Origin of the sequence: Pseudomonas sp. KB-10, from assembly GCF_018221585.1 — a bacterium.
Classification (GTDB): domain Bacteria; phylum Pseudomonadota; class Gammaproteobacteria; order Pseudomonadales; family Pseudomonadaceae; genus Aquipseudomonas; species Aquipseudomonas yangonensis.
Window position 1 is genome coordinate 210066 of the sequence record NZ_QYYB01000001.1, and the last position, 24375, is coordinate 234440.

Annotated in this window: 22 protein-coding genes; 11 read left to right on the top strand and 11 right to left on the bottom strand. The window is 62.8% G+C overall.

Translation table 11 applies throughout. The features are described 5' to 3' along the window. Positions 1–33: 33 nt before the first annotated feature. Both DXK50_RS00925 and DXK50_RS00930 read right to left on the bottom strand, forming a co-directional pair. On the bottom strand, positions 34–1299 hold the full coding sequence (locus DXK50_RS00925) for an ABC transporter ATP-binding protein (RefSeq protein WP_212629050.1): 1266 nt from the start codon (positions 1297–1299) through the stop codon (positions 34–36). Then, positions 1289–2065 carry an ABC transporter permease gene (locus tag DXK50_RS00930; protein WP_212629051.1) on the bottom strand — a complete coding sequence of 259 codons (777 nt, stop codon included), beginning with the start codon at positions 2063–2065 and terminating at the stop codon, positions 1289–1291. Before DXK50_RS00930 ends, DXK50_RS00925 begins: the two co-directional genes overlap by 11 nt. A gap of 333 nt (positions 2066–2398) precedes the next feature. On the opposite strand from DXK50_RS00930, the gene DXK50_RS00935 reads away from it, so the two are divergent. The 9 genes from DXK50_RS00935 to DXK50_RS00975 all read left to right on the top strand — a co-directional run bounded on the left by DXK50_RS00935 (position 2399) and on the right by DXK50_RS00975 (position 11747). Beyond that, the gene (locus DXK50_RS00935) at positions 2399–2998 is read left to right on the top strand and encodes an NUDIX domain-containing protein (RefSeq protein WP_212629052.1); all 600 of its coding nucleotides are present in this window, start codon (positions 2399–2401) and stop codon (positions 2996–2998) included. Further along, entirely contained in the window at positions 2989–3441 is a 453-nt protein-coding gene (locus tag DXK50_RS00940; protein WP_161864686.1) for a DUF1249 domain-containing protein, read from the top strand. Before DXK50_RS00935 ends, DXK50_RS00940 begins: the two co-directional genes overlap by 10 nt. A gap of 211 nt (positions 3442–3652) precedes the next feature. Then, positions 3653–4468, top strand: a complete 816-nt coding sequence (gene cpdA / locus DXK50_RS00945) for a 3',5'-cyclic-AMP phosphodiesterase (protein WP_212629053.1) — start codon at positions 3653–3655, stop codon at positions 4466–4468. A 103-nt stretch (positions 4469–4571) separates the two neighbouring features. Further along, on the top strand, positions 4572–5183 hold the full coding sequence (locus DXK50_RS00950; protein ID WP_161864684.1) for a YqiA/YcfP family alpha/beta fold hydrolase: 612 nt from the start codon (positions 4572–4574) through the stop codon (positions 5181–5183). A gap of 15 nt (positions 5184–5198) precedes the next feature. Next, a complete protein-coding gene (gene parE, locus DXK50_RS00955) occupies positions 5199–7097 on the top strand; it encodes a DNA topoisomerase IV subunit B (protein ID WP_212629054.1) in 1899 nt (632 codons plus the stop codon). After that, on the top strand, positions 7097–8080 hold the full coding sequence (locus DXK50_RS00960; protein WP_212629055.1) for an esterase-like activity of phytase family protein: 984 nt from the start codon (positions 7097–7099) through the stop codon (positions 8078–8080). The genes parE and DXK50_RS00960 overlap by 1 nt, the downstream gene beginning before the upstream one ends. 35 nt (positions 8081–8115) lie before the next feature. Beyond that, positions 8116–8601 carry a retropepsin-like aspartic protease family protein gene (locus tag DXK50_RS00965; RefSeq protein ID WP_249186629.1) on the top strand — a complete coding sequence of 162 codons (486 nt, stop codon included), beginning with the start codon at positions 8116–8118 and terminating at the stop codon, positions 8599–8601. Between the two features lie 7 nt (positions 8602–8608). Continuing rightward, complete coding sequence (parC, locus tag DXK50_RS00970; protein WP_212629056.1) at positions 8609–10858, top strand: DNA topoisomerase IV subunit A; 2250 nt, start codon at positions 8609–8611, stop codon at positions 10856–10858. A gap of 166 nt (positions 10859–11024) precedes the next feature. Further along, a complete protein-coding gene (locus tag DXK50_RS00975) occupies positions 11025–11747 on the top strand; it encodes a PqiC family protein (protein WP_161864679.1) in 723 nt (240 codons plus the stop codon). Positions 11748–11795: 48 nt separating this feature from the next. Here the strand turns inward: DXK50_RS00975 and DXK50_RS00980 are convergent, their stop codons facing one another. From DXK50_RS00980 to DXK50_RS01000, 5 genes are all read right to left on the bottom strand, one after another. Next, positions 11796–13007: an acyl-CoA dehydrogenase family protein gene (locus tag DXK50_RS00980; RefSeq protein ID WP_212629057.1), complete on the bottom strand. Its 1212-nt coding sequence runs from the start codon at positions 13005–13007 to the stop codon at positions 11796–11798. Positions 13008–13021: 14 nt separating this feature from the next. Then, the gene (locus DXK50_RS00985) at positions 13022–14302 is read right to left on the bottom strand and encodes an acyl-CoA dehydrogenase family protein (RefSeq protein ID WP_212629058.1); all 1281 of its coding nucleotides are present in this window, start codon (positions 14300–14302) and stop codon (positions 13022–13024) included. 142 nt (positions 14303–14444) lie between these two features. Then, complete coding sequence (gene hldE / locus DXK50_RS00990; protein ID WP_212629059.1) at positions 14445–15884, bottom strand: bifunctional D-glycero-beta-D-manno-heptose-7-phosphate kinase/D-glycero-beta-D-manno-heptose 1-phosphate adenylyltransferase HldE; 1440 nt, start codon at positions 15882–15884, stop codon at positions 14445–14447. Between the two features lie 81 nt (positions 15885–15965). Continuing rightward, positions 15966–17387: a PIG-L deacetylase family protein gene (locus DXK50_RS00995; RefSeq protein ID WP_212629060.1), complete on the bottom strand. Its 1422-nt coding sequence runs from the start codon at positions 17385–17387 to the stop codon at positions 15966–15968. A gap of 4 nt (positions 17388–17391) precedes the next feature. After that, positions 17392–18288: a GNAT family N-acetyltransferase gene (locus DXK50_RS01000; RefSeq protein ID WP_161864674.1), complete on the bottom strand. Its 897-nt coding sequence runs from the start codon at positions 18286–18288 to the stop codon at positions 17392–17394. A gap of 109 nt (positions 18289–18397) precedes the next feature. On the opposite strand from DXK50_RS01000, the gene DXK50_RS01005 reads away from it, so the two are divergent. Together DXK50_RS01005 and DXK50_RS01010 are read left to right on the top strand one after the other, a co-directional pair. Then, positions 18398–19579 carry an O-antigen ligase family protein gene (locus DXK50_RS01005; RefSeq protein ID WP_349292055.1) on the top strand — a complete coding sequence of 394 codons (1182 nt, stop codon included), beginning with the start codon at positions 18398–18400 and terminating at the stop codon, positions 19577–19579. Next, positions 19576–20238, top strand: coding sequence for a BUD32 family EKC/KEOPS complex subunit (locus DXK50_RS01010; protein WP_212629061.1), 663 nt, complete (start codon positions 19576–19578; stop codon positions 20236–20238). Before DXK50_RS01005 ends, DXK50_RS01010 begins: the two co-directional genes overlap by 4 nt. A 63-nt stretch (positions 20239–20301) precedes the next feature. Here DXK50_RS01010 and DXK50_RS01015 read toward each other — a convergent pair whose 3' ends face one another. From DXK50_RS01015 to DXK50_RS01030, 4 genes are read right to left on the bottom strand one after another with little or no spacing between them, the layout of a single operon-like run. Continuing rightward, entirely contained in the window at positions 20302–21180 is an 879-nt protein-coding gene (locus tag DXK50_RS01015; RefSeq protein ID WP_212629062.1) for a glycosyltransferase, read from the bottom strand. Further along, entirely contained in the window at positions 21180–22325 is a 1146-nt protein-coding gene (locus DXK50_RS01020; protein ID WP_212629063.1) for a glycosyltransferase family 4 protein, read from the bottom strand. Before DXK50_RS01020 ends, DXK50_RS01015 begins: the two co-directional genes overlap by 1 nt. Beyond that, a complete protein-coding gene (locus DXK50_RS01025) occupies positions 22318–23229 on the bottom strand; it encodes a glycosyltransferase family 2 protein (RefSeq protein ID WP_161864670.1) in 912 nt (303 codons plus the stop codon). Before DXK50_RS01025 ends, DXK50_RS01020 begins: the two co-directional genes overlap by 8 nt. After that, positions 23229–24281, bottom strand: a complete 1053-nt coding sequence (locus DXK50_RS01030) for a glycosyltransferase family 9 protein (protein ID WP_212629064.1) — start codon at positions 24279–24281, stop codon at positions 23229–23231. Before DXK50_RS01030 ends, DXK50_RS01025 begins: the two co-directional genes overlap by 1 nt. Positions 24282–24375 lie beyond the last annotated feature (94 nt).

Here is a 24375-nt window from a genome sequence, read left to right on the forward strand (position 1 = left end):
AGTAGGCATCCTGCCAGGTCGAGATCAGCAGCATTAGTGTTCTGCGGTCCGCGCTGGTTCAGCAGTCCGGCATGCAACGAGCGAACAGCGTGGAAGATCGAGCTCGAATAGCCCGGTAAGACTCGGGTCAGCCTGACAACGGAAAGCCAGCGCATCGTGGATCCAGTGATGCTGCACATGCTGCTGCTGAGTGCCGGCGCCCAAGGCGACACTGATGGTGTAGTCGCCAGTAGCCAGCAGCGGGAGATCGAACTCGAAGGCAATGCAACAGCCCTGACCTGCACCCAGATGCTGCCAGGTCGGCAGCAGGCGAATGCTGTTCTCGCCACACAGCGCCTGACTCAATCGGTCCTTGATGAAAAAACCGAGAATCGGTGACTCGATGTCCTGCAGCGCCCGGCAGTCCACCTCCAGGCGTACACGCTGGGCCGCGCTGATGACATTCAGGACCTGCCCGGCCGAATCGAGCAGACGACACCCTTCGATACGACCACCACCCAGGCCAAACTCGCGCCCTGAGGCGACGGCGTCGCCCGCCTCGCTGACGCCGTGCTCATTCAGCTTGTTTTCATAGAAAGAGCCCAGGTACTGGTCACTGACGCTCTTCGCATCGCCAAAGCACTTCACCCTGCCGTTTTCCAGCCACAACGCGCGCCCGCAGAGGCTGACGACCGAATGGGTGTCGTGACTAACAAAAAGCAGCGTTCCCCTTTCCGCGAAGGCACGCAGGAAACGCAAGCACTTCTGGGTAAAGTAGACATCGCCAACCGCAAGAGCTTCATCGATCACCAAGATGTCCGCATCCAGATGCGCTATCACGGCGAACGCCAACCGGACGAACATACCACTAGAGTATGTCTTGACCGGCTGATCGATGAAGTCGCCGATCTCGGCGAAAGCCAGAATGTCATCCATGCGCGCCTCGATAGCGGAACGATCGAGACCATGGATGGCGGCGCTAAGGTAAACATTCTCGCGACCACTGAACTCAGGACTGAACCCCGCCCCCAGCTCGAGCAGCGCAGCAACCTTACCATTGATCCTGACGCTGCCCGCGCTTGGCGTCAGCGTCCCGCAGATAATCTGCAGCAAAGTGGATTTGCCAGCACCATTACGACCGATGATGCCAAGCGTTTCGCCCTTTCGAACCTCGAAATTGATGCCCTGCAAGGCATCGAAGGCACGCCCCCCCGAGCGGGGACCGCCGAAAAGCAGGTGCAGAAGGCGCTGCCCCGGAGAATCGAACAGCTGGTAGGACTTGCCGATGTCACGGACCGATATGACGACATCAGAGGACATCGGCAAATCCCCGCCGCGTGCGCCGGAAGAAGAGTCCGCCCAGAGCGGCACAAAGCACGGCAAGAGCAAGATAGGCCAGATAGGCTGCGGGCTGCGGCAAGAGTCCGCCGAGCAACAGATTGCGCATCATTTCGATCGAAGGTGTCAGCGGATTGAGATAAAGCCAGCCCTGATAGGCCTCAGGCAAGGCCGAAACGGGATAAAACACCGGCGCCATGAACATCATCACGGTCATCAGCACTGGCACTATCTGGCCGATGTCCCTCAGGAAGACACCCAGAGCCGCCATGAACCAGGCGACTCCAAGTGTTACCAGGATCAAGGGGAGCATGACAATCGGCAACATAATGAGCTGCCAGTGGATATGCCCGTATATGCAGATGTAAGCCGCCAGAAGTACAAGCAGACTGATGAGTGCATGAAACAGCGCAGAAGCAAGCACGACCGGAGGCAGTATCCACAGAGGAAACACGACGCGCTTGACGTAACTAGTGTACTGCAACATCAGTCCTGGCGCACGATTGACACACTCGGCAAAAAAGCCGTGCACGATGATACCCGCAAAAACGTTGAGCGCGAACGCCAGCTTGTCATCGCCGCCAATGCCCCAGCGAGCCTTGAACACTACACTGAATACAAAGGTGTATACAGTCAGCATGACCACCGGGGACACCAGCGACCATAGCACCCCCATGACCGACCCGCGGTATCGTGCCGCGACGTCTCGCCTGCTCAGCTGGTACAGCAGGTAAAGGTAGTACTTCATGCAGGGTCATAACCTTGGCGGAAAATCGGCCATTATCGTGATCCCCAGTTTCTTTGCAATGACTAGCAGATGAGCGCCTCCAGCTAGCAAAGTGCTATCCTTCGGCACATCCGACCGGCGCATCCGAAGGGTAGCCGCCCTCACGGCGAGTGGATTGTGCATGTTATGCCGCCGGAAGCGTTCAAAATCGTGACGCCTATATTACAAAGCCTCAAGCCTCCTCGACGCTATGCTGGCGGCGCAGCCGGCTTGCAGAAAAAGCGATTGCAACGCGCTTGCATCTCACCACCCTGCCCTGTCAGGGTGTCGTATCGCTCACAGGCAATAACGAACATGACCAAAGACGACATCGAAATCCTCGCTCGCGAGAGCTGCTTCCGCGGCTTCTATCGCCTCGACCGGATCAAGCTGCGCCATCGCCAGTTCGCCGGCAACATGGGGCCGCAACTGACCCGCGAGCTGTTCGTGCGTCACGATGCCGTCTGCGTGCTGCCGTACGATCCGCAGCGCGACGAGGTGGTGCTGATCGAGCAGTTCCGCGTCGGCGCCATGGACAAGACGGCCAACCCCTGGCTGCTGGAGCTGGTCGCCGGGCTGATCGACAAGGACGAGGAGCCCGAGGAGGTCGCGCGTCGCGAAGCGGTCGAAGAAGCCGATCTGGTTCTCGGCCCGCTGTGGCCCATCACCCAGTATTTCCCGTCCCCTGGCGGCTCCGACGAATTCGTCCACCTGTTCCTCGGTCGCTGCGACAGCGCCGGTGCCGGCGGCGTGCATGGCCTGCCCGAGGAGGGCGAGGACATTCGCGTGCACGTGATGCCATTGGCCGATGCCCTGGCTGCCGTGCGCGACGGGCGCATCAACAACGCGGCCAGCATCATCGCCCTGCAATGGCTGGCGCTGAACCGCGACGAAGTGCGGGGGATGTGGTCGTGAATCTCTTGCGCGAGCGCTATCGGGTCGACCTGGTCGAGCTGCAGGCGGCTTGCGAGGCCAACTATGCGCGCCTGATGCGCCTGCTGCCGCACATGCGCGAGCATCGCGAAAGTCGCCGTGTCGCCATCAGCCAGGGCGAACATCTGCTCGGCGTGCTGGCCCTGGAAGTGCTGGAAAGCTGCCCCTACACCACCACCCTGTGCGTGCGCCAGGAACACAGCCTGCCCTGGCTGCCGGTGCCGCAGCTGGAGGTGCGGGTCTATCACGACGCGCGTATGGCAGAGGTGGTCGGTGCCGAGAATGCTCGCCGCCTGCACATTCGCTACCCTTATCCGAACGCAGCCATGCATCAGCCGGATGAAAAGAGCCAGCTGAATCTGTTCCTCGGCGAGTGGCTGAGCCACTGCCTGGCCTGTGGGCACGAGCCGCAGCCGGTGATGTAACACGTCGTCGACTTAAAGCTTTCCTTCGCCTGGCCGATAGCGCGCCGTCACATGCTCATGTGGTTTACCGTCGAGGGCGGCCGCCCGAGGTCACTGCAAGGAATGACAAAAGCGCTTTCGGCGTTTTTCTGTGATCTGCGTCCGCTTCCCGCGTTTTCCCTTTATTGCGGCAACCACCATAATTCACTCGATAGAGCCCAAGGAGACGGTCTTGCCGAGCCTGCCCACCCCACCCTCCGATTCATCGGTTCTGCTGGTGCAGTTGTCCGACAGCCATCTGTTCGCCGAAGCGGACGGCAAACTGCTGGGCATGGACACCTGTGACAGCCTGCAACGGGTGATCCAGCAGGTGCAGGAGCAGCAGCCGCAGATCGACCTGATCCTGGCAACGGGCGATCTTTCCCAGGACGGCAGCGAGGCGTCCTATCAGCGTTTTCGCCAACTCACCGCGGCCATCGGTGCACCGAGCCGCTGGCTGGCCGGCAACCACGACGAAACGCCCCCCATGCAGTCCGCGTGCAAAGGGAGTGAGCTGCTGGAGCCGGTGATCGACCTCGGTGCCTGGCGCATCATCATGCTCGACTCCTCGATCCCCGGCGCGGTGCCGGGTTTTCTCGCCGAGAACCAACTCGAGCTGCTCGAGCGCGCTCTCAGCGAAGCGCCGCAACGCCATCACCTGATCTGCCTGCACCACCACCCGGTGCCGATCGGCTGCAAATGGATGGACCCCATCGGCCTGCGCAACGCCGATGCCCTGTTCACCATCCTCGACCGCCACCCGCAGGCCCGTGCCGTGCTCTGGGGGCATGTGCATCAGGAGTTCGACCAGATGCGCGGCAATCTGCGCCTGCTCGCCTCTCCCTCGACCTGCGTGCAGTTCGCGCCGGGCAGCGAAGACTTCCAGGTCGGCAGCGAGGCCCCGGGTTATCGCTGGTTGCGCCTGCATGACGACGGCAAGCTGGAGACCAGCGTCTCGCGCGTCACCGGCATCCATTTCGAAGTGGATTACAGCGTCAAGGGCTATTGAGGCCATAAGCTGCAGGTCGCAGGCTGCAGGAAAACCGCTTTGCTCTTGCCTGTAGCCTGCCGCCTGAAGCCTACCGCCGTTTTTTGTAGTAGCCTCCCGCACCATGACCGCATCCATCCTCTATATACACGGCCTGAACAGCTCGCCCGCCTCGCACAAAGCCAGCCAGCTGAGCCGCGCCATGGCACATCTCGGCCTGGAAAAGCAGTTGCGCGTGCCCGCACTGCATCACCACCCACGCCAGGCCATCGCTCAGTTGCAGGCATTGGTCGCCGAGCTTGGCGCGCCGGTGCTGGTGGGCAGCTCGCTGGGCGGCTATTACGCCACCTACCTGGCCGAGCAGCACGGACTCAAGGCCCTTCTAATCAACCCTGCCGTACAGCCGCACCTGCGTTTCGACGGCTACCTGGGCCCGCAGAAGAACTACTACAGCGACGAGACCTGGGACCTGACCGAGGATCACGTTCAGGCTCTGGCCGAACTCGAAGTCCCGCCACCGAGCGATCCCGCGCGATATCAGGTGTGGCTGCAAACCGGCGACGAAACCCTCGACTACCGTGACGCCGAGCGCTACTACCGCGGCTGCGCCCTGCGCATCCAGGCCGGTGGCGACCATGGCTTCCAGGGGTTCGCCGAGCGCCTGCCGATACTCTTCGCTTTTGCCGGTATTAACGCCACACTCTGGCGCGATATCGACTTTTCCGTATTCAATTGATGAACAAGAGACCCTATGGCCCAGCAGAACGCCTATAACGCAGACGCCATCGAAGTCCTTTCCGGCCTCGACCCGGTGCGCAAGCGCCCGGGCATGTACACCGACACCACGCGCCCCAACCACCTGGCTCAGGAAGTCATCGACAACAGCGTCGACGAAGCGCTGGCCGGGCATGCCAAGTCGATTCAGGTAATCCTCCACGAGGACAACTCGCTGGAGGTGCTCGACGACGGCCGCGGCATGCCGGTGGACATCCACCCGGAAGAAGGTGTGCCGGGTGTCGAGCTGATCCTCACCAAGCTGCATGCCGGCGGCAAGTTCAGCAACAAGAACTACCAGTTCTCCGGCGGTCTGCACGGCGTCGGCATCAGCGTGGTCAATGCCCTGTCGACCCGCGTGGTGGTGACCGTCAAGCGTGACGGCAACGAGTACCAGATGAGCTTCGCCGATGGCTTCAAGGCCAGCGAGCTGGAGGTCATCGGCACGGTCGGCAAACGCAATACCGGCACCAGCGTGCACTTCTGGCCGGACGCCAAGTATTTCGACTCCTTCAAGTTCTCGGTCAGCCGCCTCAAGCATGTGCTCAAGGCCAAGGCCGTGCTGTGCCCGGGCCTCTCGGTCACCTTCGAGGACAAGGCCGCTGGCGAGAAGGTCGAATGGCATTTCGAGGACGGCCTGCGCTCCTACCTGGTCGATGCCGTCAGCGAGTTCGAGCGCCTGCCAGCCGAGCCGTTCTGCGGCACCCTGGCCGGCAACAAGGAGGCGGTCGACTGGGCCCTGCTGTGGCTGCCTGACGGCGGCGATGCGGTGCAGGAAAGCTACGTCAACCTGATCCCCACCGCCCAGGGCGGCACCCACGTCAACGGCCTGCGCCAGGGCCTGCTCGATGCCATGCGCGAGTTCTGCGAGTTCCGCAACCTGCTGCCGCGCGGCGTCAAGCTGGCTCCGGAAGACGTCTGGGAACGCATCGCCTTCGTCCTCTCGATGAAGATGCAGGACGCGCAGTTCTCCGGCCAGACCAAGGAGCGCCTGTCCTCGCGTGAGGCCGCGGCCTTCGTCTCCGGCGTGGTCAAGGATGCCTTCAGCCTGTGGCTCAACGCCAACCCGGAAACCGGCCTGCAACTGGCCGAGCTGGCCATCAGCAACGCCGGCCGCCGCCTCAAGGCGGGCAAGAAGGTCGAGCGCAAGAAGATCACCCAGGGCCCGGCGCTGCCCGGCAAGCTGGCCGATTGCGCGGGGCAGAACCCGCTGCGCTGTGAGCTGTTCCTGGTCGAGGGCGACTCGGCCGGCGGCAGCGCCAAGCAGGCGCGCGACAAGGAATTCCAGGCCATCATGCCGCTGCGCGGCAAGATCCTGAACACCTGGGAAGTGGACGGCAGCGAAGTGCTGGCCAGCCAGGAAGTGCACGACATCGCCGTGGCCATCGGTATCGACCCGGGCTCGAGCGATCTCTCCGGGCTGCGCTACGGCAAGATCTGCATCCTCGCCGACGCCGACTCCGACGGCCTGCACATCGCCACCCTGCTCTGCGCGCTGTTCGTCCGTCACTTCCGCACGCTGGTGGATGCCGGCCACGTCTACGTGGCCATGCCGCCGCTGTACCGCATCGACCTGGGCAAGGAAATTTTCTACGCCCTGGACGACGCCGAGCGTGATGGCATCCTCGACCGCCTGGTGGCCGAGAAGCGCCGCGGCAAGCCGCAGGTCACCCGCTTCAAGGGCCTCGGCGAGATGAACCCGCCGCAGCTGCGCGAAACCACCATGGACCCGAACACGCGGCGCCTGGTGCAGCTGACCCTGGACGATTTCGAGGGCACCCGCGAAGTGATGGACATGCTGCTGGCGAAAAAACGCGCCAGTGACCGCAAGAACTGGCTGGAAACCAAGGGCAACCTGGCCGAGGTACTGGCCTGATGCGTAATCATCTCCTTGCACTCGGTCTGTTGGCCGGCGTCGCGAATGCCGAGCCAGTGGTGCTGGAAGAACTGCAATTACAGGCCGAATATCCGGTGACGGACATGCCCAGCGGCAACCTGTCCGGCCTGGCGCTGTGCGGCGAGACGCTGTGGGCGGTATCCGACCGCGATGACGACCGTGTCTATCAGTTGCACCGCGAAGACAACCTGCTGCGCGCCGAAGCGGAAACCTTCGTCGCCCCGGAACCGCCCGACAGCGCCCTGCCCTGGGGCCTGCGCATGCGCAACTGGGCGGCCGGCCTGGTAAGGGGCGGCAAACTGGATTTCGAAGGCCTGTCCTGCGATGCCCAGGGCAACCGTTATTTGGTCAGCGAGACACGTGCCGCCGTTTTGCAGGTGAGCAGCAACGGCAACGCCCAGTGGCTCAACCTGCCCAGCGGCCTGGTTCGCCAGGCCCGCGCCAGCGGCATGCTGCTGCACTTCAATCAGGGGTTCGAGGGCATTGCCATCGATCCGGCCGGCGAACGCCTGTGGCTGGCCGCCGAACAGCGCCGCCGTGGCCTCACCGTGCTGCATCGCCGTGGTAGCAGTTGGCGCTGCACCGGTGGCTGCGTGCTGACCAGCGAAAGCGGCGAGGAACCCTCGCCGGAGGCGCTCGGCGGTCATCCGGCCCCTCGCGACTTCTCCGGCCTGGCCTATTTCGGCGAGAAGCTCTTCACCCTGGAGCGCCAGGCTCATCGCATCTGCCGCCGCACCCTGAGCGACGGTGTCGCGGAGATCTGCTGGTCGTTCGCCAACGAGGCCCTGAGCGAGCCGCGCCGCTATACGCCGGGCTACGGCATGGCCGAAGCGCTGTGGATCGACAAGGACGGCGCCTGGATCGGCGTCGACAATGGCAGCCAGGCCCGTGCCGATGGCGAAGAGCGCCCCATCGTCTGGCGCTTCAAGGCGCCCAAGGGCGGCTGGAGCCGACGCCCGTGAGTGAACAGACGCCGGGCCAACGTGCCGGACGCGTGATGTGGGTGCTCGCCTGGGGCGCCGGCCTGCTGCTGGCCACGCATTTCTTCGGTGGCTGGGAGGACCGCCAGCGCAATCCGAACCAGATGCCGCAGTCGGTGCATGGTGACGGTTTCGTCGAAGTGAGCCTGGCCAGCAGCCGCCAGGGGCATTACGTGGTCAATGGGCAGATCGATGGGCATGACGTGACCTTCCTGCTCGATACCGGCGCCACCCAGGTGGCGATCCCCAGCGCGGTGGCCGAGCGTCTTGGCCTGCAACGCGGCGCGCCAATCATCATCAGCACCGCCAACGGCCGTGCCACGGGACACCGCACCCGCCTGGACAGCCTGCGCCTGGGCGATATCGAACTGCGTGACGTCGCGGCACTGATCGCCCCGGGCATGGACGGCGACGACGTGCTGCTGGGCATGAGCGCCCTGAAACAACTCGAATTCAGTCAGAAGGGCGGCACCCTGGTGCTGCGCCAATCAACCTTGCAATGAGGCCCGCATGAGCGAATCCCTCGATTTGAGCCTGGAAGGCGTTGAACGCCGGTCACTCGCCGATTTCACCGAGCAGGCTTATCTCAACTACTCCATGTACGTGATCATGGACCGCGCCCTGCCGCATATCGGCGACGGCCTGAAGCCCGTGCAACGCCGTATCGTCTACGCCATGAGCGAGTTGGGCCTGGATGCCGACTCCAAGCACAAGAAATCCGCGCGCACCGTCGGCGACGTGCTCGGCAAGTTCCACCCGCACGGCGACAGCGCCTGCTACGAAGCCATGGTGCTGATGGCGCAGCCGTTCTCCTATCGCTACACCCTGGTCGATGGCCAGGGCAACTGGGGTGCGCCGGACGATCCCAAGTCCTTCGCCGCCATGCGCTACACCGAGGCGCGTCTGTCGCGTTATTCCGAGGTGCTGCTGAGCGAACTCGGCCAGGGTACCGTCGACTGGGTACCGAACTTCGACGGCACCCTGAACGAGCCGGCGACGCTGCCGGCGCGCCTGCCCAACCTGCTGCTTAACGGCACGACGGGTATTGCGGTCGGCATGGCTACCGACGTACCGCCGCACAATCTGCGTGAAGTCGCTGCCGCCTGCGTGCGCCTGCTGGACGAGCCCGGTGCCACGGTCGAGCAGCTATGCGAACACATCCAGGGCCCGGACTTCCCCACCGAAGCCGAGGTCATCACGCCCAAGGCCGACCTGCTGAAGATCTACGAGAGCGGCCGCGGCTCGGTGCGCATGCGCGCCGTCTATCGCGTCGAGGACGGCGACATCGTCGTCACCGCCCTGCCGCACCAGGTCTCCGGGGCCAAGGTGCTGGAGCAGATCGCCGCACAGATGCAGGCCAAGAAGCTGCCGATGGTCGCCGACCTGCGCGACGAGTCGGACCACGAGAACCCGACCCGCATCGTCATCATCCCGCGCTCCAACCGGGTCGATGCCGACGAGCTCATGACCCACCTGTTCGCCACCACCGATCTGGAGTCCAGCTACCGGGTCAACACCAACGTCATCGGCCTCGACGGCAAGCCACAGGTCAAGGACCTGCGCACCCTGCTCAGCGAGTGGCTGGTGTACCGCGTCGGCACCGTGCGCCGTCGCCTGCAGTTCCGCCTGGACAAGGTGGAAAAGCGCCTGCACCTGCTGGAAGGCTTGCTGATCGCCTTCCTCAACCTGGATGAAGTGATCCGCATCATCCGCACCGAGGATTCGCCCAAGCCAGTGCTAATGGAGACCTTCGGCCTCACCGACGTGCAGGCCGACTACATCCTCGACACCCGCCTGCGTCAGCTGGCGCGCCTGGAGGAGATGAAGATCCGCGGCGAGCAGGACGAGCTGGCCAAGGAACGCGAAAAGCTGCTGGCCCTGCTCGGCAGCGAAGCCAAGCTGAAAAAGCTGGTGCGCAAGGAGATTCTCGAGGACGCGGAAAAATACGGCGACGACCGTCGCTCGCCGATCGTCGCCCGCGCCGAGGCCAAGGCGCTTTCGGAAACCGAGCTGATGCCGACCGAGCCGGTCACCGTGGTGCTTTCGGAAAAGGGCTGGGTGCGCTGCGCCAAGGGCCACGACATCGACGCCACGGGCCTGTCCTACAAGGCCGGCGACGGCTTCAAGGCCGCCGCGCCCGGACGCTCGAACCAGTACGCGGTGTTTATCGACTCCACCGGCCGCAGCTATTCGCTCACCGCCCACAGCCTGCCTTCGGCCCGTGGCCAGGGCGAGCCGCTCACCGGCCGCCTCACCCCGCCACCGGGCGCGACCTTCGAATGCGTGATGCTGCCGGAAGACAGCGCACTGTACGTGATCGCCTCCGACGCCGGTTACGGCTTCGTGGTCAAGGGCGAGGACCTGCAGGCCAAGAACAAGGCCGGCAAGGCGCTGCTCAGCTTGCCCAACGGCGCCAGGGTGGTTGCTCCCAAACCGGTCACCAACCTGGAAGACGACTGGCTGGCCGCGGTGACGACAGAAGGCCGCCTGCTGCTGTCCAAGGTCACCGATCTGCCGCAACTGGGCAAAGGCAAGGGCAACAAGATCATCGGCATCCCGGGCGATAGAGTGGCCTCGCGCGAGGAATATCTGACCGATCTGGCTGTGCTGCCCAGCGGCTCCAGTTTGGTTTTGCAGGCCGGGAAGCGTACCCTGACACTGAAAGCCGACGACCTCGAGCACTACAAGGGCGAGCGCGGCCGCCGTGGCAACAAGCTGCCGCGCGGCTTCCAGCGCGTCGACCAGCTTCTGGTGGAATAACGTCGGCGACACGCCCCGTTCATCCGGGATATTCGCGCTACCGGCAGGCAGCCAAGGCTGGAGTCGCGGCGCGGTTTGACGGATGATACGCGCCCCGGGTCATCCATGACCCCCGCATGATATGGGATCGATGTGCAGCTGCCCCAGAAGCGGCTGCCTGGAATTGATGATGACTGTAGTACGCCCTATGGTCCTGCTTCTGACCGCGCTGCTGATGCTGAGCGGTTGCAGCCTGCTGCAGCAGAAGCCGGTACCCCTTTACCAACTCGACAGCGGCGACGCGGTAACGCCGACCAGGGACAACGGTGTGACCGTGCTGGTCGGCCCGATCAGCGTGGCCGATTATCTGCGCCAACAGCACCTGTTGCAGCGCCAGGCCGATGGCAGCCTGGTTGCCGCGCAGGATGCCCGCTGGGCCAGCGGCCTGGCCAACGATATCGACCAGCAGATGTTGCGCCAGCTGGCCTGGCGCCTGGATAGCCAGCGCCTGGTTCTGGCGCCGGCTGCCCCCGGCTTCAGCGCCGATGCGCAGGTCATGCTGACCATTACCCGCCTGGACTCCGGCCCGACCCAGCCTGCCGTGCTCGAAGCGCAATGGCGTCTGCTGGACCGTCGCGGACAGTTGCGCGACAGCCGCCTGATCCGTCTGGAACAGCCGCACGGGGGGCCCCTGGCCGAGCAGGTCAAGGCGCAGAGCGCCCTGCTGCAGCGCCTGGCCGCAGAGATGGCAGTGGCCATTCAACCGGTTGCAGCCGCTGACCCTGCGCCTGAGCCGACGCGCAAAAAGCCTCCGGTAGCCAAAGCCAAACCGCAGGAGCCTGCTACCGCCGGGCCGAAGATTCCGGTTGCAGAACCGATCAAGATCGACACGGAAGTCTTCCGTTTCTAAACAAAAGCCCGCAGATGCGGGCTTTTTTTTCAGGTCGCGGTGTAGGCTCTACTTGAGTTCGCTGGAACTCTTGCCCAGCAGGCGCCGGGCGACGATCAGCAGCTGGATCTGCTGGGTACCTTCGAAGATGTCGAGAATCTTCGAATCACGCGCCCACTTCTCTAGCAGTTCGTCTTCGCCGTAACCCAAAACGCCAGCCAGCTCCACGCACTTGAGCGTCACTTCGCTGGCCACACGCCCGGCCTTGGCCTTGGCGATGGAGGCCTCCTTGGAATTGGGCAGCTTGTTGTCAGCCATCCACGCCGCCTTCAGCGTCAGCAGACGCGCGGCCTCCCATTCCGCCTCCAGGCGATACAAGGTGGCCTCGGCGTGGCTGACGCTGAGCAGCGGCTTGGCGTAGTCGAAGCGACAACCGGCCTTGCTCAGCAGCGCACGGGTACGTTCCAGCGCTGCGCGCGCCACACCGACCGCCATGCCGGCGACCAGCGGCCGGGTGTTGTCGAAGGTCTCCATGACCCCGGCAAAGCCCTTCTGCACGTCGATTTCGGCGTTGCCCAGGAGGTTGGCCGCCGGTACCCGGCAGTCGCTGAAGCTGATCGACGCCGTGTCCGACGCCTTGATGCCCAGCTTCTTCTCCAGGCGGGTGACCGTCATGCCCGGCGTGCCCTTTTCCACCACAAAGGACTTGATCGCCGAGCGCCCAAGGCTGCGGTCGAGGCTGGCCCAGACCACCACGGCATCGGCGCGCTCACCCGAGGTGACGTAGATCTTCTCGCCGTTGATTACGTAGTGATCGCCATCCTTCACCGCCGTGGTGCGGATCGCCGCCGAATCCGAGCCGCAGCCAGGCTCGGTAATGGCCATGGCCGCCCAGGTCTTGCCAAAGCGCGCCAGTTGCTCGTCATTGGCTACCGCCGCGATGGCCGCATTGCCCAGCCCCTGCCGCGGCATGGCCAGCAGCAGGCCGACATCGCCCCAGCACAACTCCATCACCCCGAGCAGTGCAGCCATGTTGCCGCCGTTCTTGATGCCCTCCTGTTGCTCACGAGCGGCGCCGCGCTTGCTCGCCGAACCGGCACCGACGGCATCGGGCGAGCCTTCGTTCATGCCATCGAGCAGTGCGGCGAGCAAGTCCAGCTCCTTCGGGTAGGCGTGCTCGGCCTTGTCGTACTTGCGCGAAATCGGCCGAAAGTAGTGCTTGGCCACTTGCCCGGCCTGGTGCTGCAGGCCGCGGAATTTTTTCGGAGTTTCCAGATTCATGATTACCCGCCTGTTCAGAGATGAAGGCCGCCAGCCAGTACGGCAACGCTGCGCAGATCGCGATACCAGCGCTCGACCGGATGCTCCTGGGTAAAACCATGACCACCGAGCAGTTGTACCGCGTCGGAGCCGATCTTCATCGCCTTCTCGGCGCAGAGCAGGCGCGCCAGATAGGCCTCGCGGCGAAATGGCAGGCCCGCCTCGGCGCGAGCGCAGGCGCGCCAGGTCAGCAGGCGCATGGCGTCGAGCTCGATGGCGATGTCGGCCACCATGAAGGCCACGCCCTGGCGATGGCTGATGGGCTCACCGAAAGCCTGGCGCTCGTTGCAGTAGGTCGTCACATAATCCAATGCAGCCTGCGCCGTGCCCACGGCAAGGGCGCAGAACGCCAATGCCGAGTAATCGAGAAAAGCCGGGAAGTCGAACCCCTCGCCGGCAAGTCGGCAATCGCTCGGCACCTTGACGCCTTTAAGCTGAATACGTGCCAGGCCGCACGCCTTGAGCCCCATGCCTGGTTCGGCGCGACGACTGACCCCCTTGCTCGCCGCATCGACGACGAACAATGCCGGGCCATCACTGGCCTGGGCGCTGACGATCAGGCGACTGGCATCCAGACCGGCGATCACCAGCGCCTTTTCGCCATCGAGCAGGTAGCGTTTGCCGCGCTTGCGCGCCCGCGTGGCGGGCCGAGCCGGATCATTCAGCACACCAGGCTCGCTAACCGCCAGCGCGAAGGGTGGCGCCCCGTCTTCGCTGACGAATGCCGGCAACCAGGCGGCCTGCTGCGCCGAACTGCCCCAGCGACGAAGGCAATTGGCGGCAGACAGCGGCACCAGCAAGGCTGCGGCCAGGGAAAAGTCGCCTTGCGCCAGACTCTCGGCGATCAGCGCATTGCTCAACACCGTGCGCTCACCGGCAAGCCCACCGTGGGCCTCACTGACGCCGTAGTGCGCCAGGCCCAGCTCACGCGCCTGATCGATCAGCGCAGCCGGCACGCTCGCCTGGGCATCGGCCTCGTGCGCAGCAGGGCGCAGTACCTCCAGCGCGAAGCCCTGGAGCATGTCCACCAGCATCTGCTGTTCGTCGGATAGCGACAGATCGAACAGATCGTCAGGCGCAGACCGAGCATCTCGCGGCTTGCCGGCCGCGCGGCCGGCGGCGAAGCGGAAGCTGGCACGGCTGCCGCTGTAGACGAGTTTCTCGAAGGATTTGCGCACCTTGAGCCGATCCGGCCAGTCGGCCTGGGCCAGCTTGCTCAGCACGCTCAGGGCCTGGCCCTGTACATCGACGGTCATGGCATCTCACTCCACCTGAGGGATGCCATTGATGATGAGCTCAGGGCTGGCGAGTGCCTATGACCAGTCAGCCAGGTACAGTTGGCAGACCGGTCAAGCGCCTGGGTACGGCGGGGCCGCGGGTGGGGCGCTGGCCCCGCGCCTATTCGCGGCTAAAGCCGCTCCTACCCTGGATCTTCTCGACGATGGCGGTGGTGGAGCTGTTCTCCACCAGACCGAGCACGCGCACTTCGCCGCCATAGGCCTGAACGATATCGGCGCCGACCACTTGGTCGATACCATAGTCGCCGCCCTTGACCAGCACATCCGGCTGCACCTGCTTGAGCAGGCGCTCAGGGGTGTCCTCGCCGAAGCTCACCACCCAGTCCACCGCACCGAGGCCGGCGAGCACCGCCATGCGACGATCGACGGCATTGATCGGCCGGCCCGGCCCCTTCAGGCGGCTGACCGAGGCGTCATCGTTGATCGCCACGATCAGACGGTCGCCCTGGGCACGCGCCTGTTCCAGATAGGTCACGTGACCGGCGTGGAGGATGTCGAAGCAGCCGTTGGTGAAGACGATCTTCTCGCCATGGGCGCGGGCATCCTCGATGGCGATCAGCAGTTGGTCGAGGCTCAGCACGCCGCGCTCGGAGCCTTCCTCGCGCTGCACCGCGCGGCGCAACTCCGGTGCACTGATGGCAGCCGTGCCCAGCTTGCCGACGACGATGCCGGCAGCCAGGTTGGCCAATGCCACGGCATTTGGCAGCTCTTCGCCGGCTGCGATGGAAGCGGCCAGGGTGGAGATCACCGTATCACCGGCGCCGGTCACGTCGAACACCTCGCGGGCCCGGGCCGGCAGGTGCAGCGGCGCATGTTCGGGACGCAGCAGGGTCATGCCGTGCTCGCCACGGGTGACCAGCAGCGCACCCAGCTCCAGTTCACGCATCAGCCTGGCGCCCTTGCTGACCAGCTCCGCCTCATCGGCACAGCCACCGACGATGGTTTCGAACTCGTGCAGATTCGGCGTGATCAGGCTGGCGCCACGGTAGATGGAGAAGTCCTTGCCCTTGGGGTCGGCCAGCACCGGGATGCCCTTCTTGCGCGCGGCCTGGATCAGCGCCTGATGATTCTGCAGCGCGCCCTTGCCGTAGTCCGAGAGCACCAGCACCTTGACCCCGGCGAGCAGCCCCTCGACCTCGCGCGCCATGGCCGCAGCATCGGTATTGAAGGGTTCCTCGAAATCCATGCGCAGCAATTGCTGGTGCCGGCTCATGACGCGCAGCTTGACGATGGTCGGCTGATCCTCGATGCGCTGGAAATGCGCCTGCACCCCGGCGCCACGCAGGCTATCGGTGAGACTGTCGGCGGCCTCGTCCTCGCCTGTAACCCCGACCAACAGCGCCGGCGCACCGAGCGCGGCGATGTTCAGCGCCACGTTGGCAGCCCCGCCGGGGCGATCCTCGATCTGGTCGACACGCACCACGGGCACCGGGGCTTCCGGGGAAATCCGCGAGGTGCCGCCATGCCAGTAGCGGTCAAGCATGACGTCGCCCACCACGAGGACGGGGGCTTGGTCGTAACGGGGCATGGATAATTTCATGCGGAAACTCCGGGATTGCAAAATCGCCGCGGAGAATAACACATCGGCCATCGTGCACCGCCGCGAGCTGTTCAGCATGCGTCAGTGGTCGAAGGGGCGAACCCAGAACAGCTCGTGCCGACGTACAGCCTTGCGGAAGAACTCGTCTTCACCTGCCTGTGGCCAGCGGCGTGCAGCCAGACACCACTGAATGAAACGACGCAGACGCTTCTTGAAGGCCAGCGGGGTTTGCAGGTCATGCTGCATTGCCAGTGCCTGGCTCTTGTCGACCAGCACATGATCCTCTAGCAGCAGGCACCAGAGCTTGTCGGCCGGCAAAGGCTCGATGCACGGCGGTAGAGCGATACCGTTGCCCGCGGGCCCCATAGGCCAACGATCGTTGTCAGCCAGGTGGTTGGCATAGAGCAACTGCACATCCGGCTGCCAGCCACTTTGCTCGATAGCCTGGCGCAACGCACGCCCTGCCTGGATGTGGTCGGGATGAGGGTCGAGCTCAGGATGCGGGAGTACCACGACTTCGGGTTTGAAATGTTCCAGCAAAGCGGCAAGATCGGCCGTGAGGTTATGCCAGGTGGGAGCGCCATCCACATCGCCGGGCAACTTCATCGCATTGAAGCGGCGCACGCTTCGGATATCGGAATCGCCGGATTCACGTGAGGCGAAGGGCATCGACGGCTCAGCCTCCATATGCCTCAGCTGCATGCAGTAGTAGCCCAGCTGGACGCAACGACTGGGCTCGACACCGCCCCACAGCGGCACCGTCTGGCTGCTCCAACTACGCAGCCGTCCCTTGAGACGGGCCGCAGCAGCATCGCTGAGACCGAGGCGACGGTAGAAGTCGGCCTCAATCTCCCCCTGGGTCAAGGTGACGATGGACACCTCGCTGGTGCGGCTGTAAAGACCAAATGCCGCGAGTTCGGCATCATCGGCATGAGGCGCGAGCACCATCACCCGCCGCCGCGAATAATCGGGATTGTTGAAGCAATACAGGGTCGCCTCACGACCCAACCGACAGAAACGCCCACGCAGCCGCAACTGCCCGCTGCGCAGCGACGACAGGCAGCCTGACAGATTGAGAAAGCGCACACCATTGACGCCCCGCTCGAAATCCTGTCGATCCTGCGCTTCGCCCTCGCCGATGAGCACATGAGGATCGAGGTAGCGGCCAAGCCAATCGCTGCGAACGTGCACCGCCAGCACCAAGGTGTCGGCATCGTCGGGCAATACAGCACCATTCGGGGATACTTGCCCCTTGCGGTCGAGCAGAACCGTCAAGCTCAGGGTTTCTGACGGAAAGGCATGGCGATAGTCATCGCGGGGGGAGTAGAAAAGATGATCGGAAAACCAGGCCTCGTGGGCGATCCAGGCTAACAGCAGTACCACCGGGGCGGTGCCCCATGACCCGAACCAGTCCAGGGCTACCAGAATCGGCAACGCCACGACCATAAGGATGCGCTTGTTACGCCGATGCCGACGTACCAATTGCTGCTTGCGTGCTTCCATTCATTTACACCTGAAAAACGGGATGGCGATTACACCAACGATCCTTGTATTCCACATCGGCCCGGCCGAATGAGTAGCGCAGCGGTTTTCCTCTCGCGTGTGCGTCCTCCCATGCGTTCTGCGTATTGATGAAGCTGAGCACGCTGCCGGGACTGAAATCACGGGAGGCTGGATCGACGCCGCCGTTGATGTATTCGATGCTGATCCAGTCTGGCGATTCGACCCTGTACAGTACCTGAACGGCTATGGGCTTTCCGTCCAGTTGCAGATAACTGCCCCAGAGAAAGTCCTTCAGCGCCTCGAACACTTCGCCCAGGTGCTGCTTGCCAGGGACATCGAAGCCCCACCTTTTTTCGAACAGTTCCGTGTAGATGGCGGCCAGGGCATCGGGGGACAGGCCTGAAACCGGCAGGATTTCACCACCCGCCTCTTCCAGCATTCGCAACTCGCGCCGCTGGTTGTAGCGGAACTTCTTGCCGTATTCCTCTGGCTGGCGCGCCAGGGCCAACTCTTCCCGCTGTTTGCGCAGTGTCGATATCCCACCTTCATGGAGGGCGGCCACATAACGCATGCGTTGCCGAACCGGAGCCATCGCACCTGCCTTGATCGGCAATATAACCTCGGCATTGCCCAGATCGAACAGATCCCGTCGGCCCTGACGCTTGAGCACATCGCGTGACAACGCCAGGTGGCTGCCCCATACCGGAACCGCGGCCTGCAACTCTTCCTGCAGCGGCCAGCCCAGATAACGCACAGGGATACCCGCCAGCGCTGAAAGCCGCGATACCACCTCCGGATGAGTCATCACACTGCCACCCAAACGTGCCCAAGTCTGTGCATAAAGGTCAGCGCTGATTGGGCGCCAGCCACGCTCGCGCCAGCGTTGTAAGGGGTTGAACATCAAGCATTCGGCTCAAACGAAAAGGTCGCACAGCTTAACACGTGGTCGCTGCCTCCCACCCCAACGATGCTTTAACATAGGCGCTTTCCATCAATGCTTAGGATTTCGGGTGCACCTTCATTCCCAGCCTCGCGCCATTCGCCTGCGAGTTCACGATTTCATTACCAGCCGCTGGCTTGTGGGGGGATATCTGGTTTTGCTGACAGGCCTGTTCTGGGTACCCGACGGCAGTCTGTACACGAAACTCTATTACGCGCTCAGCGCGGCCCCCGCCCTGTTGGCAATCCTGCTTGCACCCGCTCAGATGAAGGCCATCCTGCGCGATCCGGTGATCCTCGGCTTTCTGGCGTTTAGCGCGTGGCTGCTGATCAGCATGAGCTGGAGCCGCACTGATGATGGAATAGGCAGCCTAGCCAAGCGCCCCCTCTATGTGTTGATGCTGTTCATAGGCTGTGCACTAATCGCTCTTAAAAGCGAGGACCTGCTGCTGAAAACGCTGCGCCTCAGCGCTGCAATCGGTGCACTGGCCGCCCTAATCAATGTCGCCTGGTTCCTGCACAGCGCAACGCCGAGTGCGCGGTTGATCGGAACCGGCGCCCTGCGCAACCCCTTGCTAACCTCTCACGTTCTCGGCTTCCTGTGCACCTATTGGATCGCGGTGTGGCTGTCGCGCAACGAGCGTCACGACTGGCTGCCGCTAGCAATGGCGATGCCTCTGCTGGCTGCACTGCTCGCCACGGGCTCACGCACGCCGCTGATGGGGTTGATACTGACCAGTATCTGGATGTTGTTTATGAGCGGCAAACGGGCCGTGTATCTGGTTGCGGCACTGCCGCTCGGTGTAGGCGCAGCCTATCTGGTCGCGCCAGAAATTGTTCTGCAGCGCGGCATGTCATTCCGCCCTGAATTGTGGAGTGACGCCTGGCACCAGGCTGGTCAACATTTTTGGCTAGGCGCCGGTTATGAAAGCAAGTTCGAGTTCGATATCCGCGGCGTCGGACACCTTCTTCACGATCCTCATAACGTCGAGCTTGCAGTTCTTCTCGAACTGGGCATGATCGGGCTTGGTGTATGGACGGTCATGTACGGATTCGCACTGGTGCGCTGCCTGCAGCTGCGCGCGCTGCCACAATTCCAGATCGCTTCGGCACTACTGGTCTATGGCTTATGCGCTGGCCTGACCGAAGGCGGCAATTATCTGTCACGCCCCAATGAAAGCTGGTTTCTGATCTGGATTCCATTGGCATTGTTGGGCGCCCTTTCCATCCGACACCGACAGACCCAGGCATGAGACGAATCAACGCGGCGCAGTTGAGCGCACTGCTGGAGGGCGCCAAAACCATCGAAGAGGACGGCCTGGGCGTCAAGGTAGCGCGCCTGCAGGGCGGCGACTTCCTGAAGCTCTATCGGCGCAAGAGGCTACTGTCTTCGGACCTCTGGAACTTGCCGGCACAGCGCTTTGCGGACAATGCGCAAGGTCTGCTACGCCTCGGCATCACCGCACCGAACGTTCTTGATGTTCTGATGATCAGCCAATGCCGCTTGAGCGCTGTGCGTTACCAGCCCGTGCCAGGTGACACCTTGCGTGACCAGCTACGCCAGCAGGATGCTGCAGCGCGCACAGAGCTGGTGGCGAAATTCGGCACCTTTCTAGGTGAACTGCACCAGCAGGGCGTCTACTTTCGCTCCCTACATCTGGGCAACGTGCTGATCCTGCCGGACGGCACCTTCGGCCTGATCGACCTCTCGGACATGAAGCTGGAGGGAGGCCCGCTCGCATCATGGAAACGGCGCCGCAACCTGCAGCATATCCTGCGCTACGCGGAAGATATTGACTGGTTGACGCAACAACACCTTGATAGCTGGCTAGCTGGCTACGCGTGCAGTACCGGAAAGCGCGAGGCCGAACGCTTCGCCCGCGATCTCAAAAAATGGCTCAAGAACAGATGACCCTGCCATAACTGCATAATGATGTCGCGGCAGCGGTGCCGCTCTCATCTGGGGGCCACCCGCTCAGCGCTTGAGCCAGTAGCGCCAGAGCCCCTTGAGTGTCTTCAGATTGCGCGAGCGCCAGGGAATCTGCGCCAGCAACTCGCCAGCCAGCACGTGATCCTCATTGGCCACCTTGGTGAACATGGCATTGAGATAACGCAGGCGCGTTGCTTCGTAGCCTGGGTGGTCACTGAAGCGCTGATAGATCGCCAGCTCGGTCTCGATCATCAGACGTCGGTTCTTGTAAGTGTTGCTTCCGTGCACGCGATACAGGGCAAGCGGCTCCTCGAGTATGTCGATGAAATAGCCGGCCCGTGCGATACGCAGCTCCACGAAATAGTCCTCGATGCGGATGCTAGGATCGAAGCCGCCCACCTCCTCCAGCGCCTCGCGGCGAAACAGCAAGGTCGGTGCCGGCGGTCCCGGCTTGCGGTCCATGAACAAGTCATCGAAATCGAGCCGCCGAGCCGGGCGATGGCGCTGTTTCTTGTCGGGCAATGGCTTGCCATCCCCGTCGATAAGCACGATGCCGCCCGCACAGATGCCCGTTTCTGGATGCTGTTCCATGAACGGGACCTGCAGTGAAAATCGCTCGGGCAACATCACGTCATCGGAGCCCAATGGTGCGATGTAACGGCCCTTGCTTCGGCCGATCATCTCGTTGAGCGTTGTGCACAATCCTTTATTCGCCTGCGCCACGAAATCGAAGCCGAGCTCCGCCTGCAGTTGCCGGATCACTTCGACGCTGCCGTCGCGCGAGCCATCATCGACTACCAGCAGCTCGATGTTGGGGTAGCTCTGCGCATAGACGCTGCGAATGCTGGCCTCGATGAAGTCTGCATGGTTGTAGGAGGAGATAAGTACCGACACCAAGGGAGGTAGGTTGTCACTTTCGGTCATCAAGACGATCCTTTCAGCAGCTGATCGCCTTCGAGCAGCTCACGGTATTTACGACGGAAATCCTCGATGTCGTGTTCGCGCCTGAGGTATCGGTAGGCTCGCTCCCCCTGCTCGATCCGCGCGGATTCGCTATCGGCCAGACTGGCACGCAGCTGCTCGGTCAGCGAGGCGACATCGCCTGGGGTGAACAGCCGTCCGCCAGCCCCCTGTAACAACGGCCGCATCGCAGGAATATCCGAGCCCATCACCGGCAAGCGACCGCACATACCCTCCAGCAGCGCGAGCCCAAGCCCTTCCTGCAGCGAAGGCATAGCGAAGATATCAAAAGCCCTTACATAGCGCATGGCGTCGGGCTGTGTACCGCATAGATACACACGCCCCTGCAGACCGGACTCGGCGACCAGCGCCTCAAGATTACCCTGCTCGCGCCCACCGCCGATGATGGCCAGCTGTGCGCAGGGGAACTCCTGGCTGAGGGCCGCGAACGCGCGAATCAGATGAGTGTGCCCCTTGATCGGTACCAGGCGCCCAATGGCACCTACGATCACCGGTTCCAGCGGCAAACCCAGTGCCTGACGCGCCTCGTCTCGCGACAGCTGCAGTGACTCGGCAAGATCGATGTCCAGCGCGTTGGTGATCGCCACCGTATTCGCTTTCGTGAAGCCACAGCGCAGCGACACCAAATAATCGACCACCGCCGGTGACACGCCGACAAAGCGCCAGCACTCATCGATCAGGCGCCTGGCCTGCCAGCGCCGATAGAACCGGTCGTATTCGCCAAAACCGTGGGACACGCCGATGCAACGGGCGATACGCAGCTTTTTGTTAAGGTGCATGAACAGGTTGACGGCCTTGAAGCGGTGCAGTAATACCACATCGAAACCTTCCTCCCGACAGAATGCCAGCAGGCGCGCTCGTACCTTGCGGCGCAAACCGCTCATGTCCTTCTCGCTGAACTCGAAAAAAACTTGCCGGCGACCAGCTGGGCTAACCGCACTGTCAGCAGGCCGGCCTTCAAGGTATGCATTGACCACCTGGAAGCGTTCCGCAGGCAGCCCCTGCAAAATCTGTTCGCCCAGATCGGAGTTGGTGTCCGCAGCGTTGTAACGAGTCTGCAACTGCAGGACCTTCAGCATCCTAGCCATCCAGACGGCCCATCCACAGACGAATCGCCTTGCGGAGATAGGAAAGCTTGAGCAGCACTCGCCAGTCGCTCGCCACCGCCTGGCGATAGAATCGCTTGGCGGCTACCGGATCCCCCGCCAGACAGGCACTACGGAATAGCGACAGACAACGCTGCTGATAAAAGGCTGCACGCAGCGGCTGCAACTCTTCAGGCAACCTCCTGAATACCTCGTCGACCAGCTCGACGCCGCCGGCCAGGCTGGAACTGAAATCATGACGCAGGCTATCGCTGTGCTTGTGAATCAATGCCAAGGGCTCTGGCAGCAGCGTAACCGGAAAGGCCGCAAGCGTTTGTGCAAATACCGGAATGTCCTCAGCGTTGCGAAAGCGCTCTGGATAGTTGCCGGCCCGAAAAATAGAACGATGCATCACACAAGCGCCGTTGGAGATGCTCAAGGTTTTGTCGAGCAGGTAGCTTTTGACCCGCTGGATAGGCGTCTGCGGCAGCTTTTCAGGCGAATGCTGGCGACGACGCCCGCTCTGATCGACCGACCAATGCCCACCGATGACCATGCGCGTCTGACCGTTGGAAGCAAGATGTGCGCGAATCAGGGCCAGGCTGTCTGGCGCCATTTCGTCATCCGCATCAAGAAAGATCAGCCAGTCATGGCGAGCCCTCTCGATACCCAGATTACGCACCGAGGCCAATCCGCCATTGTCCTTGCGCAACGCAATGAATCTCGCGGGGAACTCGGCTTTCAATGCTTCGATGACTTGCGGCGTGTGATCCCTGGAGCCGTCATCGATGATCAGCAACTCATCGTCATTACTCAGCTGCGGCACTACCGAGCGAACGGTGCGTCCCAGGGTCTTGGCATAATTGTAGGCCGGAATGACGATCGTGATCGCGGTAGAGCCACTCATTATTGGTCCCCTCCGACCCTTCGACTCAACATGTGGAACCCCCTGGCCACCCGATTGACACTCATGAACATCGCCCATCGATCACGCATGAAGCTCAGCGAGAAGATTGGGCGCACGACCTGACCAATCCCCCAACCCGGGCGCCAGCAAAACCCATCACGTCGCTTGCGGTAAAGAGTCAGAACCGGCACCCCTAGCGCCGAGGCAAGATGGCCGACCCCCGAATCGTTGCCGATCACATAACCGGACTCGTACAGGTAGGCGGCCAGAGCTTTCGCATCTGGAAATTCGGGAACCTCGAACTCGGCTGCAAACACGTCGAGGTGATCGCAGCGCTCCTTGGGAGACAGCACGAACTGAGGCTGGTAACCCGCCGAACGCAAGCGCCTGGCCAAAGCGAGGTATTTATGTGCGGGCCAGTTTTTCTTCACGTTGTATGAAAGCGGGTGCAACATCACACGCCGTGCATGGCGGCGATACTGGAGCGTGGGGGGCATCTGCAGGCCGATATCGCTATTGGCATCATTCAGCCCCAGGCGTATGCGACAGAAGGCGACAGCCTGCTCGACCATGCTGACGCTATCGTCCGGCAGGCAACGCAGCGGCCCGGCGGCTGCAGCCAGAGGGGTGAGAAGGCGCGCTTTTTCCGTCGGCAGTCGCCCCAGGGTATCGACCGCCGGATCCTGCACGAATCGTGAGTCGACTTTCAGCGTGCCGACGAAGACATAACGTCTGGCCAGCTCATCGGCCGCCTCACCGTAGCGGGTCAGCATGCTGCCCATATCGGAAATCACCAGATCGAAATCATCAAGCACCGAGAACGTGTCCGCAGGCAACGGCAGCGGCTGGGTCTCAAACAACGGCAGCCAGTCGTTGAGCGCGCCGAAGTGATTGCTCAGCACCGTCACCCGGTAGCCAGCGCGCGCCAGATTGGCGGCCAGCACCAGATAGATGCATCCGTCCCCCAGGCCCATGGAAGGCACCAATGCGATACGACAATCGGCCGACACCACCGATAGATGGGTATCAGCGTGCGTTAAAACCTCGGCCATCAAAACTCCCGCATAATCCAATATCGTCCGTGATCAAGTGCTGCAAACCTTTACTGGACACATCCGCCCATTCGGAGCGCCATGTCGATGTCGC